Origin of the sequence: Microbulbifer variabilis, assembly GCF_023716485.1 — a bacterium.
Lineage (GTDB): Bacteria > Pseudomonadota > Gammaproteobacteria > Pseudomonadales > Cellvibrionaceae > Microbulbifer > Microbulbifer variabilis_B.
This window is the reverse complement of record NZ_CP092418.1, coordinates 1,426,822-1,445,872: the sequence shown is the minus strand read 5'-3', so window position 1 is coordinate 1,445,872 and position 19,051 is coordinate 1,426,822. Positions and strand designations below refer to the sequence as shown.

At 45.0% G+C, this 19,051-nt stretch carries 8 protein-coding genes; 6 read left to right on the top strand and 2 right to left on the bottom strand.

The window, feature by feature from the left end:
* Positions 1-84: 84 nt before the first annotated feature.
* The gene (locus tag MJO52_RS06330; RefSeq protein ID WP_252085103.1) at positions 85-978 is read left to right on the top strand and encodes a LysR family transcriptional regulator; all 894 of its coding nucleotides are present in this window, start codon (positions 85-87) and stop codon (positions 976-978) included.
* A 212-nt stretch (positions 979-1,190) separates the two neighbouring features.
* Entirely contained in the window at positions 1,191-3,227 is a 2,037-nt protein-coding gene (locus tag MJO52_RS06325; protein WP_252085102.1) for an NADPH-dependent 2,4-dienoyl-CoA reductase, read from the top strand.
* A 139-nt stretch (positions 3,228-3,366) separates the two neighbouring features.
* On the opposite strand, the gene MJO52_RS06320 is transcribed toward MJO52_RS06325, so the two are convergent.
* Complete coding sequence (locus tag MJO52_RS06320; RefSeq protein ID WP_286037009.1) at positions 3,367-4,638, bottom strand: MDR family MFS transporter; 1,272 nt, start codon at positions 4,636-4,638, stop codon at positions 3,367-3,369.
* A 574-nt stretch (positions 4,639-5,212) separates the two neighbouring features.
* On the opposite strand from MJO52_RS06320, the gene MJO52_RS06315 reads away from it, so the two are divergent.
* From MJO52_RS06315 to MJO52_RS06305, 3 genes are all read left to right on the top strand, one after another.
* The gene (locus tag MJO52_RS06315; RefSeq protein ID WP_252085100.1) at positions 5,213-9,592 is read left to right on the top strand and encodes a CapA family protein; all 4,380 of its coding nucleotides are present in this window, start codon (positions 5,213-5,215) and stop codon (positions 9,590-9,592) included.
* Between the two features lie 542 nt (positions 9,593-10,134).
* A complete protein-coding gene (locus MJO52_RS06310) occupies positions 10,135-11,700 on the top strand; it encodes a carboxylesterase/lipase family protein (protein WP_252085099.1) in 1,566 nt (521 codons plus the stop codon).
* A 10-nt stretch (positions 11,701-11,710) separates the two neighbouring features.
* Positions 11,711-12,259, top strand: coding sequence for a histidine phosphatase family protein (locus MJO52_RS06305; protein ID WP_252085098.1), 549 nt, complete (start codon positions 11,711-11,713; stop codon positions 12,257-12,259).
* A gap of 78 nt (positions 12,260-12,337) precedes the next feature.
* Here MJO52_RS06305 and pepN read toward each other — a convergent pair whose 3' ends face one another.
* On the bottom strand, positions 12,338-14,968 hold the full coding sequence (pepN, locus tag MJO52_RS06300; protein WP_252085097.1) for an aminopeptidase N: 2,631 nt from the start codon (positions 14,966-14,968) through the stop codon (positions 12,338-12,340).
* Positions 14,969-15,968: 1,000 nt separating this feature from the next.
* On the opposite strand from pepN, the gene MJO52_RS06295 reads away from it, so the two are divergent.
* Positions 15,969-18,959 (top strand): intermembrane phospholipid transport protein YdbH family protein, encoded by a 2,991-nt coding sequence (locus MJO52_RS06295; protein ID WP_252085096.1) that lies wholly within the window; start codon positions 15,969-15,971, stop codon positions 18,957-18,959.
* The last annotated feature ends 92 nt before the right edge of the window (positions 18,960-19,051 follow it).

Below are 19,051 nucleotides of genomic sequence, written 5' to 3'. Positions count from 1 at the left end.
TCCAACCCTAGTCCTCTCGTTTGAATCATCAAAGTTTATTATGCGAATATATGATCATTCACACTGATTATGATTGAGGCACAGATGCAGCTGCAAAAAATGGATATGAATCTGTTCTTGGTTCTGGAGGCCATTTATAACTCGGGTAACCTCACCCGTGCGGCTGAGCAGTTGCATATCACTCAGCCTGCGGTGAGTAATGCCCTGGCACGTCTGCGCCGTACCCTGGACGACCCATTATTTATTCGCGGCCCCTCCGGCATGACTCCCACCCCTCTTACGGAGTCCATCATGCCCAGGGTGCAGCAGGCCCTTTCCCTACTGGGTACCAGCCTGAATGAACACCGCCAATTCAACCCCGCCCTGGCACGCAAAACATTGCGACTATCTATGAACGACATGGCAGAAACCCTACTGCTGCCGCCTCTCTTAGAGCGCCTGGAAAAAGAAGCGCCGGGTGTAACAGTAGAGTCATTTCACGTGCCCAGGGATCAGCTTGCCAAGGAACTGGCCGCCAATACCTTGGATTTCGCCCTGGATGTCCCTCTGGCAACAGCGCCCCAACTGCAACAACAGCGCCTGCACCAGGACCGTTATCTCTGTATGTTGCGCAATGAGCATCCCTTGGCTGGGGAGTCGAGCCTGACACTGGAACAGTATTTACAACTGGAACATATCCATGTTTCCAGTAGGCGCACGGGTCCTGGGTTGGCGGATATAGCACTGAATAAACTGGGGCGTCGACGCACCATCAAACTGCGTGTACAACACTACCGAGTGGCACCTTTAATCGTATTACGCACCGATTTGGCTCTGACTGTACCGGCGAGTCTGGCCAGTCAGTATTCGGCACGCCTATTTGAACTGCCGTTCCAGATACCCCTGATGGACTGGCACCTGTTGTGGCACAAAAATCTACAAGAAGATCCCGCCAATCGCTGGCTGCGAGAGCAACTTCTGGCGGTTTTGGCTGTGTAAGTGAACAGAGGAAAATCCCTTTAAAAACAAGCATTTCATCCAAATGAGAATGGGACGCAAATAGCTTAATAAAACGTCAGGAATTGATCACTGAATTCGACCGGAAAGGTCACTGTTTCGCGTCAAAGGCTCTTGTTATCCTGCTGGGCAACGATATGCACTTTTTTGCATATATAAATGAACCCCAAAGGTTACAAGAAGAGAATTTTGCCATGTCCCAAGCCTACCCTAATATGCTTGCCCCCCTGGACCTGGGCTTCACCACCCTGAAAAACCGGGTGCTGATGGGCTCCATGCACACCAACCTGGAAGAACACCCCGGTGGCTTTACCCGTTTGGCGGCATTCTACGCTGAGCGCGCCCGCGGTGGCGTTGGCCTGATTGTAACGGGGGGTATCGCGCCCAACGAAGAGAGTGGCGTATTTAAGGGTGCCTCTAAAATGAACACCCCAGAAGAGGCTCAACAGCATCGGGAAGTGACCGAGGCCGTTCATGCCGAAGGCGGCAAAATCTGCATGCAGATCCTGCACACCGGCCGCTACGCTTACAACGAAAACCTGATTGCTCCCTCCCCCATCCAGGCTCCGATCAACCCTTTCACTCCGCGCGAGCTGACCAGTGAGGAAATCGAAGGCCAGATCGATGATTACGTACGCTGCGCCACCCTGGCCCGCGAAGCCGGCTACGACGGCGTAGAGATCATGGGCTCCGAGGGTTACTTTATTAACCAGTTCATCGTAAAGCGCACCAACAAGCGTACCGATGAGTGGGGCGGCAGCTTCGAGAATCGTATCCGCCTGCCGATCGAAGTCGTTCGCCGTGTGCGCGAGGCTGTTGGAGAAGACTTTATTATTATCTACCGCCTGTCCATGCTGGACTTGGTGGAAGACGGCAGTGACTTCGACGAAGTAGTGGCCCTGGGCCAGGCTATCGAAAAAGCCGGCGCCACGATTATCAATACCGGTATTGGCTGGCACGAAGCGCGCGTTCCCACTATCGCCACCAATGTACCCCGCGCCGCATTTACCGATATTACCGCCAAGGTGAAACAGCACCTGTCTATCCCGGTAGTTGCCAGTAACCGTATCAATGTGCCGGAAGTGGCCGAAGAAGTGCTGGCTTCCGGGCAGGCCGATATGATCTCCATGGCGCGTCCATTCCTGGCAGATTCCGATTTCGTCAACAAGGCCGCAGAGGGCCGCGCCGATGAAATCAATACCTGTATTGGCTGTAACCAGGCCTGCCTGGACCACACCTTCCAGCTGAAACTCACCTCCTGCCTGGTCAACCCACGCGCTTGCCATGAGACTGAGCTGAATTACCTGCCTACCGAAAACGTGAAAAAAGTTGCTGTTATCGGTGCCGGCCCCGCTGGTTTGGCTGCCTCCACCGTTACCGCCGAGCGCGGACACCAGGTAACCCTGTTTGAAGGCAGCGACAAAGTCGGTGGCCAGTTTAATATCGCCAAGCAGATTCCCGGCAAGGCAGAATTCCAGGAAACCCTGCGCTACTTCAAGCGTCGCCTGGAAGTGACTGGCGTTGAGGTCAAACTCAACACTATCGCTACCGCAGAAGACCTGCAGTCTTTTGACGAAGTGATAATCGCCACCGGGATCGAGCCGCGCACTCCACCGATCCCCGGTATTGAGAGCGACAAGGTGTTGGGTTATCTGGACGTACTGAAGCACAAGAAACCAGTCGGCGAAAAAGTGGCCATTATCGGCGCGGGCGGTATCGGTTTCGACGTAGCGGAATACCTGACTCACGACGGCCCCCACTCTACCGAAGAGGAAGTGGTTGCCAGCGATAAAGAAGAGTTCTTTAGTGAATGGGGTGTGGATATTGAGCTGGAACAGCGCTCTGGCCTGAAACCCCGCGAAGCGGTAAGCACCCCTCGCCAGGTTTATCTGCTACAGCGCAAAACCACCAAAGTGGGTGCGGGCCTGGGTAAAACTACTGGCTGGATTCACCGTGGCAGCTTGCAACACCGTAAGGTTGAGATGATTGCCGGTGCTCTTTACGACAAAATTGACGAGCAGGGATTGCATGTTCGTGTAGGCGATGAAGAGCGGCTGTTGGAAGTGGATAACATTATTGTCTGCGCCGGCCAAGAACCTGCTCGCAAACTGTATGAAGCGCTGCAGGAGCGCGGAGTAAAGACCCACCTAATCGGTGGTGCCGACGAAGCCGCAGAACTCGACGCCAAGCGCGCCATTGACCAAGGCTCACGCCTCGCCGCAGAGATCTAAAAAAATTCCCCGGCAATATTCTTGTCGGGGATTTTCTCAGGCAAATCAGAACGGGAAACTCCATGCTTACTACTGGATTTCCCGTTTTTTATGCCTCACAGACACCATCTATTTCTATATCTGAAAAACCTCTTTTTAACTATCCAGTGATTTTGGCACTTTCACCTGAAGAGATTGTCTGCTCTTTCTGCTCCGGCCACTGTGGGCGGGAGAGGTAAGCTGTTGTGCGATAAAGCGCGAATACTACACCGCAAAGCGCCAGCAACATCCAATAAAGCGTCGGTCCACCCCACCACTCTAAAACCACCCCTCCAGCCAAAGGAGCCAGGGCCCAACCAAGAGCGTAAAAGGAAGAGGCCCCAAAATAGGTACCGCGTAAATGCTCAGGCGCCAACCGATCTATCTGTACACTCATGGTTGGAAAGAGAATCGCTTCAGCCAAACTGAGGACAAAGGTCGCCCCCATCCAGCCCCAAAACCAGTGCACCGGATTGAGGGCAAACCACATTTGTGCCGCGGCCAATATCACCAGCCCGATCATAATTCGCCCATTAATATCCAGCTTGCGCATCAACTGCATGAGTGGAAACTGCAATAACACGATGGTCATTGCGTTCACAAAGATCATACTGGATATCAGCTCAACCAATCGCGGAGCCTCCGCCCGTGTCAGATATTGCACCAGACTGGAATCCATATGGGCATAGATAAACATCGTGAGAATATTGGCAACAATCACCACCATAAACACATGGTCCCTGCGCAATATCGCCAGGGTACTGCCTAAATCGACAGAACCATCACCATTGCTCTTTGCGAGCTGTCCCTTCTCTGTTTTTGCAAATCCCCAAATAAACGCCAGCGCCAAAAGCAGATAACTGAGAGAAGTTAAGCCAAAGGTGGACTGCTGCGCACTAAGCCCCGCCCAGACACCAACAATGGGCCCTAATGCCGCTCCCGCATTAATAAGAAAGTAACGCAGCTGCAGAGCTAACTCACGACTCGCCTGGTTATCAATTAAGTCGCCAATCAATGCGCTAGCTGGCGGTTCCCAAACGGCGCGACCAATTGAGCAAAGAGTCATCGCCAGAATAAATCCCGCTAATGTCTGGGTCACTGCCAGTAGGGCAAAAGAACATAAGTTTATTAGCGAACCTAATAGCAGGATATTCCGACGTCCATAACGATCAGACAAAGCCCCCACAAAAAAGCCTAATAGCGCCGCACCAATTGCTGAGGCACTGAGAATCAAGCCAATTTCCGCTGCACCCAACTCAAATTTATTGAAAAGAAGAATGGCCAGAAAAGGCCAAACCATAAAATAAGTGCCACGACTAAAAAAACTGCCTACTAATATTATCCAGACCAGAGGAGGAAATCCCCTGAGGTTCTGCCACCAATTCCAACGCATTGCCTAATACTCCACTTCTATTTCTTCCTTGATCTCTAAAGGTCCTCTAAGACTCTTTGAGCTCCGCACCTGGTAGTAAGATTCAAACAAAACCAGGGAGGACAACCCTTCGCACAGACTTAACGCCCATGTGCCGCCTTAAAAGTCGACAGGGTAATCAACCGCGAGAACCAATTTTTAATTGGTCGGTTAATAGTTTTCTGACAAAAAATCCGAAAGGGTCGCCTTTCGGGTTTTAGGGATTGGCAAGCGTATAACCTGCAAACTCATTCAACCTGGAGTTAACCCTTTTAAGTTGCTTAAGGGTTAATTGTGAGAACCTTCGGCACTTTGCGTGCCTTCCATTCTTAAGCGCGGCATCCCTAATACTATCCAAGTGGATTAGTTTTGAAAACCTAATTTTCTATATTCATAAAAAATTTATCTGATCAGATTTTTCCTGCAAGATTTCTCTCATTACCAGCAGAATCTGTTCGCATGTCTATACTCCAGCAGGAAAGTCCTCTTTTAGTTACCCAGCAAAGCTATACGAATAATGTAGCCGTCACCCCGATCCACAGAGAATAATAGCGACATGTCCCTATCCAGCATGCTTAGACGAGCACGCCCCATGGTAGAACGGGCACTGCGTGATCTCAGCCCACCCTATACGCTTTTTTTTTCTATCAGTGACGCCAAGCAACGAGCTCAAGTACGGCACACCCATGCTAAGGACTTCCCAAGCGCTTGGCAGACTCTCACTGAAATTACCCATAGGGCAGCTAAAAGCTCCAAAATAGAACCCTGCTGGCTACGGGTAGATTGGGTTACCCGCAGGAGCACAATGACTCTTGCCGGTTTACATGAACTTCTCCAGGACACCAAGCGCTCCTACTTCCGCTACGGCCTTGCATTGGATGTCGATTGCAAATTTGCTTTTCTCGAACAAGAACTTAACGGGAATGCCATGCTACATGGCGGCGATAAAATCGAGCATGGATTCCTCAATGAAAAGAATTTTACTTCATACTTCAAGAAACGTTTTAACCAGCAAGAAGATCTGGATTTCTCCGATGAACGAAGCATTGTACTTCTGACCACTGCAGGGCTTTTTTGTGAAAAAGAACTGGAGCCTTTGTGCCTATATGAATCGGGATTGAATACTGGACGCCGGGTTATTGAAGAGCTGGATAGCCAGAATGTTACAAAGATTATTGAAAGTAGCAGCCATTATCTAGCTGGTCAGGTAAAGCCCAGTGGGCATTTTCACTATGGATGGCATGCCTGTTTCGATCAAGAGATCATCAATGACAAAAACTTATGCCACGCAAGTAGCATCTGCGCGATGGTTGAGGCCTGGGAAGTCACCAAAGAGTATTCTCTATTGGAAGCCATAGAGGAGGCATTGAAATATCTTACCTCTAAATTAATCCAAATAACTTTCCCAAACACAAGTGAAGTCGCTGCCTTTTGGGTAGAACAGCATAGTGAAATCGACCTAGCTAGTAACGCGGCAAGCCTATTAGCCCTGGTTAAATATTCTGAGGCTTTGCAGTGCAGGACTTATGCAGACCTGATGGAGCAATTAGCCAGGGGCATAGAATTTTTACAAAACCTGGACACTGGGCAGCTTCCCCTTGTTCTGGAGTTTTCTTCTTTCACCATTAAACAACAGCCGGCCTCGAATAACCCTCTGGGTAAAGCAGCTTTCGCATTAATATGCCTTTATAGCTGGGATAAGAATCCGCGCTGGTTAACACTGGTAGAGAAAAGCTTGGATCATTTTATAGCGACTGAGCACTGGCGCGCTCACGATCACTGGGTGAGCCACTGTGTAAACCTGCTCACGATTTATAGGCCGAAGGAGAAATACTATCAGTTCGGTATCCGTAACTTTGTCAGTATTCTGGACTTTGTCGAGAAGCATATAACTGCATCCCCAAGGTTACTCGAGTTAATGGTGGCTGCGGCAAAGATGATCTCAGATCTAAGCACCCAAGAGGCATATCAATATCTACTGGACCAAATTGATCTTGAACACTTTTATCGTGCATTACATGGAAGGGCCAATCACCTATTAAACGGCTATTTTTGGCCTGAGCTTGCCATGTTCTTTAAGAATCCGGCGAGAGTTACTGGCAGTTTTTTTACTCGCCATGAAAACTTCAGGGTCAGATTAGACGAAGTGAGTCATTGTCTTTCTAGCTTGATCGCCTATAGGAAATATCTTTTATCCCAAGCACCTAAAAAAACAGGGGCTACCGCCAATCTATACCATTCCAAAATCATTACTGATGGGCAAGCCACCGCGCCCTCTGTCGCTCAAGATCGGCCAGTGATTGCCTGGGGCGGTGATGTAAATCTGGGGCGCAGACAACACTACCGTACAGCCCAGCTGGGCATTGAACAGGTTCTGGGGCATGTCCCAGCAATGAATAATGCCGATCTCAGCGTTATCAATCTGGAGTGCGTGATCGCCACTAGCGGTAAGCAGGGTATTCCAAAGGGAGAGGCCTCCCCATGTTATTACCGCGCTAGACCAGAGATGCTGTCCATACTCATTAATGCAGGAATAGATATAGCCTGTACTGCTAACAATCACAGTGGCGATTATGGGCCTGCCGCATTAATGGAACAGGGGCAGTGGCTTGATTGCACAGGGATTGGACATTCAGGTTCCGGCAGGAATCTAGAGGAGGCACTCAGCCCTGTAATCAGACCTGCTGGAAATATCAATGTAGCGATATTCTCTCTTGATGCCAGCCAGCCTCGTTATGCTGCCGGCCCCACGCATCCTGGTTGTGCTCACCTCCCCTTATCAGTACCAGAGCTATGGTACGACACTCTGCGGCCCCTTATTACTGCAGCTCGCAAGAAAGCCCAGGTGGTTCTGGTAGCCGTGCACTGGGAAGCAAACCCTAAGGCTCACCCCTGTCCGCAGCAAGTCATCGCAGCCCACAAAATTATAGAGGCTGGCGCAGATGGTATTCTGGGCTCTGGCAGTCACAATCTACAAGGTATAGAACTATATCAACAGCGCCCTATTATCCACGGTGCCGGGGACTTACTCTTTGATTGTATCCGTGAAAGCGTGTCCGATAGTGGCGTTTTTCGCCTGCACCTAAGTACCAGTGGCATTGAGCAAATCACATTTGCTCCTGTTGAAGCTGGTTTTGGCTACTCAAAGCAATTATATGGTGAAGCTGCTAAAGCACACTGTAAAAGGTTTTCCCAAATTTGTTTGTCACTGGGAACCCAACTCCATTTATGTGAAGACGGCACAGCCAATCTAAAGCTTACTCCACCCTCACGCCTGGCAAGAAAACTCTCTATTAGTAGGAAAACCACTTATCGGCAAGAAAAGATATTGGCAAAACGCCCAATAAACCCCCAATGGCAGGTTCCTTCGATACCTGTTGATGCCCAAATCCCCCCCAAAAAAATTGGCCCTCTAGTGCTACTGGGGATTAAATTAACTCCTAGAGAGCTAATATCCCGGCAGATGCTATGGGTGGAGTCCTTTTGGAAAATCGAAAGTAAACTCTCTGAGAATTTCAGACTGGACTTCCGCGCTATACCAACTTTGCAGAGTTCCATGCCCTGCTGGGGAACCTCTATGGACCACGACCCCTGTGACTGGCAGCTCCCCACTAGCCACTGGGAGCCCAACACGATTTACCGTGATTTTTTTGGGCTTAGAGCCCCTGCAAGCAGAGATCTTAGTGATGCGGAGCTACATCTATATGTCGGTTTGATTTCCAATAAAACTAAAATCAAGCCAATACCTATTCCAGGAGTAATGAGTAAACTAAGCCTCACTCCGCAACGTGAATACCAAAAGAGCAAAATTCCAGTTTATAGAACCAAGTTTCCAGACATTATTTATGATCATCTACCTGGGCAAACTTGGAATGCAGAACAGCTGTCCGCTATCTCTGGAGGCACCTGGCTGGAACCTCCCCCTAAAGATAAAGAGTGGTTCGTAAGCAGTGTAGTTTCAGATAGTGGACTTATTGAAGCATCATCAAAGCCAGTTCTCTTCGTTGCACATACAAACTTGGATCGCTCCTACCATGCGCCGATTCCGAAGGTCTCAGCAAAATTCTGGGATTCTCACAAAAAACTACCATCGTTTGCTGACCGAATTGCCGGAGCTATAGTCTCACGCCCTATCCCCGGACTGCCTAAAGGACTGCCAGTGTTAAAGGTGGATGACCCTCTTAAGACGATCATAGAGCTAGGTTTTGCAGCCCGCGAGCGTTTCGATGGTGAAGTCATTGCTATTACTGGAACATCAGAGAGGCTTCCTATACGAAACATGATCACACATACACTTGGTCCAAAGGATAAAGTCCTAACCAATTCTGGTGCAGACAACTCATGCATAGCAGCCCCATGTGTGTTAGCCAGTCTAAATAAGGATCATGAAGCTGCGATTATTGAAGTTACGCAAAGTGCCCTCAGTATGAAGCCTGGGCCAATTACACATCGTATTAAACCGACAATATCTTTAATTACTGAAATTGATTTACCGTCGACTAACCAAACGGCAACTTCAGTAGCCGACATGGCCAAATTGTGTTCCCGGATCTTTGAAGGTTTAACCGGTCCTGCTATTGCAATAGTTGGAGAACACCTTCAATGCTTTGACTATATATTCAAAAAGGCTAAGAAACACGCTCGAAGAGTTATTCTATTTGGGGAAAGCACTAATGCCGAAGTCCGTATCAATAAAACATGCGCAAACGACAATGATGACTCGGTTTCCCTACAGTTACCAAATCGAGAATTAGAGATAAGTTTACCAAACTCAAGTAACGAAGTTTTATATCGCATAGCAGCAGTAATTAGTATCATCTATGCAATGAATGGCAATATTGAAGAGGCAGTTTCTAAACTTCAAAAAATCAATTTGAATGCGAAGCCCAAGCAACAAGCAACCATCTCTCCACCACAATATATCTACTGGATATGATCACTAAACACACAAACTAAGTTACAGTGGTCATCATTAAGGGAACGCATGAAGATCTTCAATCTTATAAGAATAACAAGCGACTAAAAAGTGGGACAAATTATCTCAAACGAGGTTTGTTTCTCATAAACGTTATAAATAGTGAAGTCAGCGTTTTCAAAGACAAGAAATTTGAAAATATGAATTTTTTATGAATGTAACATGACCAATCAGCTTGCAACATAAAATTCATGAAATCCCCAACCACTACTTAAGGCCATCGCTTAATACCCGACCAGCAGTGTACTCCCCCATGACTAATCATCCTTCAAAACCCTAATCTAAACAAACCTCAGACTAATAGACAGCTAATACCCCACCGCCAGCAATCCGCTGACTAAATTATAATTCACCTCATTAAAATTACACTCAGGGTAGAAGTATGCACTCCCCAACAGCGCCTTTTTGTAAATATGATTTCAGTTGAGCCTGTAACAGTCATGCAACCATTCACACTGAAAAAACAAATCTGAGATTTCGCTTTAGAGATAGGGGCGCCAGAAATGACTAAGGATCCAGATATTGGCAAACACTTAAATAAAAATATGACGCCAATAATTGAAACTAGCTCTGGCCCCATCATCGGTAAAAGTGATTTGAAATTGGGGATCCATAAGTTTCTTGGGATACCTTATGCCCGCCCCCCCGTAGGAGAACTACGCTGGAGTCCTCCTGAAGAGCTACCCCCCTGGACAACTCCATATCATGCAGAAGAATTCGGCATGCCGGCTGCGCAAAACCCATCCACATTAATGGAAGTCCGAGGACGAGATGGCGAAATTCCTGAGCGGGAGGAATGTTTACATCTCAACATTTTTTCTCCCCCAGTCAATCCCTCACAGAAGCTTCCAGTTATGTTCTGGATTCATGGGGGATCTTTCTATATGGGCTCTGGCTGTCAACCTATTTACAATGGTAGTTACTTAGCTGCCAGTGGCAGGGCCATCATCATTACATTCAACTATCGACTAGGCTCTTTTGGGTTTTTACGCCTCAAGGACATCAGCGAGATTCCCTCTACCGGTAATGAGGGCATTCTGGATCAAATTGCCGCACTTAAGTGGGTAAAGAATAACATCTCCGTATTTGGTGGAGACCCAGACAATATTACACTTTTTGGCGAGTCTGCAGGCGCTATGAGTATCGCCTCTATTTTGAATATTTCTGAATGTCAAGGATTATATGCCCGTGCCATTGTGCAAAGCGGCCACCCCAGAGCCCTTCACTCTATCGAGCAGGCAAACCAGATGGCAGAAGCCTTTACTTTTCATCTCAGGAAAATAAGTAAAGGAAAATCACTTTATCACTATACAGCAAAAGAACTTTTACAAGCACAGAAAAAAATTCTAGAAGCTACACAGCTACATCAAAAATGGGGAAAACTTCCGTTTAAACCCGTTATTGATAATAAACTTATAGAAGATACAAAACTTAGTAGAAAACCGACTGAAAAAGGCCTCCCACTCCTTTTAGGAAGCAATCTAGAAGAATGGAATTTGTTTAGTGCATCCAATCCGGAAATATATACACTTACTTATCAAAAGATTTGTAAACACCTAGAGTGGTTAATTCCTGAAGATAAGCTAAAACCCATTATCAATTATTATTATCAACAAGCCTCTATAACTAAAGATAATCATTGGCCAATATGGAGTAAAACCTGGAATCTAATGCTTACAGATATGGTATTTACCCTCCCAGGCCTCAGGCATCTCAATGGATATCCCGGTAATTGTTTTCACTACCATTTCACACAACCCCTTGCCTCTCAACCTCTGTTAGGGGCTTGTCATGCAGTAGAGCTCGGCTATGTATTTGGAACCCATGGCGAAGATTCTCTTAAGATGCTGTACGGTGGAGAAACCGAGGCCCATCTGCTCAGCGCCTCTATTCAGGGATCCTGGCTTAGCTTTGCTGAAATAGGTACTCCTGGAGGGGATTGGGCTGTCTATTCAGGCACCAACAGTAAGCGATTAGGCCAAAATTCAACCTCTAGAGAATTTAATGCCACGGATTTACTCAACTTATGGCAAGATATTCCCAATGAAGCCTTAAATAAATACCTATAAAATCAAAAGCATGATAAAAATTCTACTTGCCCGTCATGGTGAGGCCGAAAAAGGTCCTCTAATACCTGACCCAACTCTCACCACCTTGGGACATAAACAAGCCTCAACTTTAGCTCAAAGTTTCACTGAAAATACGGATCTTAATATAGTTAGTAGTCCCAAACTTCGCACACAGCAAACTGCACAACCTTTAGCAGAGAAGTGGAGGAAAATCGTTACTTTAGAAAACAGAGTCAGCGAAATCCCTACACCCAAAGGGGTCACACTACAGCAACGCTTACCTTGGCTACGTTCTTTATTAGATCAGAATTGGGACCCCAACAATACACAACAAAAGAAGTGGCGTGACGGAATCATTCACTATCTTTTAAGTGTTCAAGAAGACACTATAGTATTTTGCCACTTTATGGTAATCAATTCTGTAGTAGCACATGTTCTGGATAACTCCAAAATTCAGCAGTTCCGTCCTGACTATACATCCATCACCGAACTAAAACTACTCAACGAAAAACTTAACTTAGTTAGACTTGGCAGCGATCGGATAAAACCAATATTATAAAGAAATTTAGAGTGCTTCACGCTCAAGTCAAAAATGGGGCAATTTATCGCCCCATTTAACGAACTTGACAACTGAGCTTTAGTTTATACTTTTACTCACCACCTCAAAAACATCCTTAGATAACCCACCAGAATCAAGAATACCCTGAAGAGCCTCTCTCATTTTACCCGAAAGATCATCACTGTATTTTTGCCAGCGTGTAATCGGCACAACAAGCCGTGCTGCTATCTGTGGATTAATTTTATCTAGCATAACGACCTGCTCAGCAATAAAGAAGAAGCCGCTACCATCTTCCTTATGAAACTGCTTAAAGTTTCGATTAGCAAAGCCACCGAGTACCGCTCGAACTTTATTTGGATTTTTAATCTCAAAGGAGGGATGCTTTATTAAATTTTTGATATTAGCAAGAGTCCCGTTTCGGGCACTGCTACTTTGCAGCCCTAACCAAAGCTCCACAACTTGAGTATCATCTTTCCAGCGCTGATAGAATTCTTGTATTGCCGAATCAACCTTCGGAGCACTTCCGTAGTTAATCAATGCACTAAGTGCTGCGGCGCTATCAGTCATATTCCCAGCTGTCTCAAACTGCTTTTGTACAATATTTAACGCATCATCTTTTTCTGTAGCTGCAAGATAAGATAAGCAAGTATTTTTCAAGCTTCGCTCAGCAATATCTTTTGCATTGGGACTATAGGGTTTCTGGTGATCCAACGCTGTATATCTTTGTAACAGCTCAGGAGCCAATGCCGTTGCCAAAGTTTTTAATGCGAAGTCTCGCGCTACAACTATCGCTTCAGCATCAATAAGATCATTCATCTCTGCAACGGATTGCTCACTTGGCAATCGTAGTATTTCTGCCACTAAGGCGGGATCTAGTGTGCTATCTTTTAGCACATCCCGGTATGCCTCTATCAGTTCAGGCTGTAACTGAAGTGCCTCTCCACTACGATAGTCTTGCTGTAGTTGTGTAAGGGCCATAAATGCAAGACGCTGCGATGCATCCCAACGGTTAAACGTATCTGAATCATTACGCATCAGGAAAATCAACTGTTTCCCGGTATAGGGGTAACGAACCTTGACAGGCGCAGAAAAATCACGCAGAAGTGATGGCAGGGGTTTTTCCCGAAATCCACTAAACTCAAAGAGTTGCTCAGGCTGAGTAACCTCTAGAACTTCCTCAATATCCCCTTCATTGTTGAGAATAGAGTTATTTCCATCCACATCCAGCAAACCAATTTTAATCGGGATATGAAGTGGTAGACTTTTATCCTGGTTCGCCCTAGTTGGGCAAGACTGAGAAACTTTAAGGCTATATCTGCCCGTTGCTTGATCAAAGCTGTCTGTAACCTCTAAGATTGGAGTTCCAGCTTGGCTATACCAATGTCGAAACTGGGTGAGGTTTACCTGATTAGCATCTTCCATCGACAGGATAAAATCTTCACAGGTTGCTGCACTTCCATCATGTCGTTCAAAATAGAGATCGCTACCTTTGCGAAACTTCTCCTTCCCCAATAGGGTGTGCAACATCCGGACTACTTCCGCACCTTTTTCATATACTGTTAATGTATAGAAATTGGAAATCTCTATGTAAGAATCTGGTCTTATTGGGTGAGACATGGGGCCCGCGTCTTCAGCAAACTGGTTGGTTCGTAATAGTGAAACATCTTCGATACGCTTAACAGCCCGAGAATTCATATCAGCAGAAAATTCGGCATCACGAAACACCGTAAAACCTTCTTTTAAACTGAGCTGAAACCAATCCCGGCATGTAACTCTATTTCCCGACCAGTTATGAAAGTACTCATGCCCAACGATAGATTCTATTCTCTGGAAGGCAGAATCGGTTGCTGTCTCAGGACTCGCCAGCACACAAGCTGAATTGAAGATATTTAGCCCTTTATTTTCCATGGCCCCCATATTGAAATGATCTACCGCCACGATCATAAAAATATCTAGATCATATTCTCTGCCATATACTTCCTCATCCCAACTCATAGCCTTTTTCAGGGAGCGCATGGCATGCTCGCATTTACCGATGTTTTTTGCTTCAGTAAAAATTTGCAGTTTTACTTCACGCCCGCTACTAGTAGTAAAAGTATCCTCTACATTTTCCAAATCCCCTGCCACCAAAGCAAATAGATAAGATGGTTTCGCAAAAGGATCCTCCCAGGTCGCAAAATGACGACCATCCTCACAATCGCCAAAATCAATCTGATTACCATTGGATAGCAATACAGGATGATCTTTTGGCGCAACGATAGTAGTGGTGAATTTCGACATCACATCCGGACGATCGGGGTAAAAAGTTATCTTTCTAAACCCTTCTGCCTCACATTGTGTGCAATACATACCATTTGAAAGATACAAACCTTCTAAAGAAGTATTATCTTCAGGATTAATTCTATTATGGATTTCCAATATGAATTCCGGTTTATCCACCAATATAGACAATCCCTGAAGGGTTTCTTGATATGAGACCTCGGGAAGAATTGAACCATCAATTGCAATAGATAACAGCTCTAAATCGATGCCATCCAGAAGCAAAGGCGGCAAACCTTGACCCGCCTTGGGGTTCCTACGGATTTTTAGCTGTGACTTTACCAGAGTCGCCTTGGGCTCCAATTCAAAATGAAGATCTGTGCTATCTACCAGATAATCTGGTACTTGATAATCTTTGAGGTAAATAGTCTTTGGCTGAGCATCTTGCATTTTTTAAATATCCTCATTCAATTCGCCCCCATGGAAGATTAATTCCGTGTAAATTGGGCTCGTATATGCCAACACAGGCTAAAGAAAACATAAATAGATAATACCTCTTCTAATCTTGAATATCTCTAAGACCCATCGCCCGTTTACCAATCACAAATTAGGATCAATTTGCACAGCTCAAGCAACGGTTCCTAAACAGATTCAATACCCACCCAGAATCATCGCCGTGTTTATCCCTCTAGCGGATGGTCAATTTTTTAGCTATTTAAGCCTCTCTCCACCAATCACCGACTAAAAATCTTATATTTTTAGTTTGATAAGAATGGGGTTCTTGGACTGTTTGTTGGTCCATTGACAGAGGCAGTGGTTTAGTAGGGGTAAACTGATCGGCTATCTTCTAATCAATGAAAACTTCTAGTTACCCGCCCGCCACTCCTGTGGCAGATTTCTGCCTGGACAGCAACTCTAACCACGTGCGGACTGCCCCCTATCGTACGTGAGAACCTTCACAACAAAAGCAATTATAAGTCTTTTGCTTATAGCTTCAAGCTATTTAATATTCACCTTAATCACTGAGTGAGCCTACAAAAGATTCCAGGTGTTGCAGGTCAAGATACCCTTCCCTCATGATGTATCTGCATTGCTATCAAAGCCCAATACAGCCTTAATACTTCATTCGAATGGGACTGCATGGCTAAGCCTGTTGCTTTCTGGCTTTTACACCCAAAGCCGGAGAATAATAACAGATGCAATGACACCTAAAACTGCTGCAGGACAGAGTGGCTTACACCTTATGACCCAACATTCATTTCTCATTTTGGTGGGCAGGTGAACCATCTTTGTAGTCAATAATCTAATTCTCACAAAGTATTATCCTGACAGTCTGATAAGATATCTTGTTACAGATCTGCAAAAGACGCTATTAACCCGTTACATGACTGCTGCAGTTTTCTAGCGATTATACGAAATCACCTCCACTCTATAAGTTAAGAGTTTTAAAGTGCGAAAACCCCGTATTCTTATCATTGTGACTACAGTACTCTTAGCTACCTTTCTAGTTGGTAGTTGGTGGAAAAAAGATATTGTTGTCTCTCAGTTGATCAACCTATTTGCAGGCGAAGTTGTTATTCAGCAATTATCCGGATTGAAATTAGGCATCAAGGAAGCTTCTATCGAACAAGTCCGCCTTCAGTCCAACCGAAAAAATAACCTTATCCTGAACAAGGTTAAAATACTCTATCCTTTTCATATTATTTTTGATCGGGATAATACCCAAAAGATTGAGCTATCAATTGGCAAACTCACATACTCTGAAATAAAAAACTCTACATCAAGCAAACCTAACAAAACTGAAAAGATACCCTCTAAAGAAAACGCTCTCACCTTAAGTAATTTAACTCAGAATATAGTAAGCTTTATACCTGGATCAGTATTCGTAAGAGAAATTGAATTTGGTGATGATTTGAAGGCTGGCCCGCTGAAAATAAACCGGCATAATACAGAGATCCATATACAAACACCTTTCAGCTCAATCAAAACCGGAAATCACGAACTTTCACTAAAAGCTAATTTGACTTCAAGCGACATTACTACAGTTACAGAAATAAGCTCTGACTTAATTAAAGAACCTTCTCGACTGGAAATAGACATATCCAAAACCCATAAAAATCAATGGAAACTAGATGCGAGTGCATCATCAAACCTAAATTCCATTGTGTCGATTCTAAACATCTCTGAAGTATTGGCCGAAACCCCTGCAGATGGAATGAGAGCCAGTGGGAGTATACGGATTAATGCTCGCGCCTTCATTCCAGACGAAATCTTATCCAAGGCAAACTATCAGGATATTCTATTTAAAGTTGAGAGTGATAACCTGGGATTGATCTTACCCATTGAATCTTCCAATAAAAAGATACAGGCTCACTTGTCAACTCAGTCACCCATAGAACTCAAACTAAAGACTCTAAATCCTATTCAGTTAGAGTCCGTCACTGGTTCTGGCTCAATTGAGGTTTCAACACTAAAAGATTCAGGCAGCAAAAATCTTTTGGCAAATCTTAGGTTCGAATATAGCGATCTAACACCCAACCCTAAGTTCCAATTGAAGGGCTCTGTCGATCTGGCTGGCGCAGAACCACTAATCAAGCCCCTTTTGACTAAGAATTACTTTCCTTCACTCAAAATTACCAATCCCAAAGGATATCTCAGATTTCAAAGTGAGACTCACTTAAATTTTACCGAAACATCGTCTATAAATAAAAACTGGTTTGAGCAAATTCGTCTAACTATCTTACCAAAAAGCAATTTACTGTTTGATGCAGAAGTAACCGGTCTGAAAGAAGTGTCTCCCTTACTCACCAGTGGGTTAAATCATAATCATATTCAAGCTGAAGTTAAGAAGAACATTCATATTACTGGGAGCCCCTCGGAATCCAACTTCTTCAATATACAAATTCACGATGGATTAATCGTCACTCAGCTAAAAGCTAAAAACACCCCTAATTCAGCCTCTTCAAAAATTGAACACATTCAGTGCAACATCAAAAATTTTACCGAGTGCAAGTTTAAGTTCGAGGCAAAATCTCCTGTAATAATTGATATGCCCGCGGGTGTTGTTCTCAGAAAAATGGATATTTCATCTACCATTCACTTCCAGGAAGATGGCGACATTCAGAATTTAAAAATGGAGCAAGTTAAAGCCTCACTTGGAGAGCTGAAAGCTAAGGAATTCAAGATTAGGGAAGCGGAACTTATAGCACCTAAAGTCAACTGTGAAATTTTATCAGGTATAAAAAGTTGCATTATTGAAAAATCAAGCAACCATTTTAGCAATCTCTCCAGTGAGCATGCGACCTTATCTGGAACACTAGATCTGAATAATATAAAAGTAATATCTTTAAGAGATAGCACACAGTTCAGCAGTGACTTTAGTAGTAACAGACTTAAGGTCGTTACCCCTGAAAATTATACCCTTGAGACTTCTCTTACTGGCTCTCTCTCCCTGGACGGGAATAAGCTTGAGGGACAAAGCCAAGTTAAGGCTGGTAATTTACAACTCACCTCAAGTTTGCATCATGATATCGAGTTAGGAGTTGGCGCTCTTCAATTTTCACTTCCATATGTTGAGTTCAATTCCGCAGCACCTCTCAGTAAGGTTTTCCAAGGCTTACCTTTAGATATCGTTTCTGGGGCTCTTTCTGCCAATGGCGCTATATCATGGCCTCGTCAATCAACTGATACTATCGACATAAGTTTAACTAATATCGCTGCGATCTACGATAGTAGCTTTGCTGCAGGAGTTAATGGGAATGTTCTGGTGGAAACTCATAGAGGAAAATGGTTTACATCTAAACCACAGCCTCTGACTATAGAATCCATCAATGCAGGATTACCTCTAAATAATTTGTCCTTTTCTCTGTCTGTAAATAAAACACAAGATCTTATCCTAAACGATTTTTCTGCAGAGTTTCTTGATGGCAAACTGTCTTCCGAAGCTTTGTATTGGAATCTGGATAATATAGAACGCAACAGTACCTTGTACGCAGAGCATGTATCTCTTGAAAAGCTAGCTCAAGAAACCGAATCGGAAAGTTTCAAAGCCAAAGGGCGTCTAAACTTAACCATACCTATTACCACAGGCCCCCAAGGGATTACCGTTAAAAATGGTCATTTGGAAGCAGTCGAGCCTGGCGGAGAGCTAAGATATTATGGTGCCTTTTCTCAGCAGATGCTTAAGGGCAACCCCCAGCTGAAACTGATCTCAAATGCCCTTGAAGACTATGATTTCCGCACCCTGGAAGGCAATTTGCAATATCCCCCCAGTGGAGACCTATTACTCAACTTAAAACTTGTCGGGCGTAGTGAATCAATGGATTCAGAAAGAGACCTGATTATTAACCTCAACCTTGAGAATAATATTCCTGCAATGTTGCGCTCGTTACAGGCCAGCCGTGACCTGACAACAGCGTTAGAAAAGCAACTGGACCAATAGGTTGCTAGTACAGTAGGCTCTCCCCACTAGTGCATAAGGTCGACTAATTCAGAGCGGGTTAAGGTAGAGCCATTACAATTGCCAAATGTGGT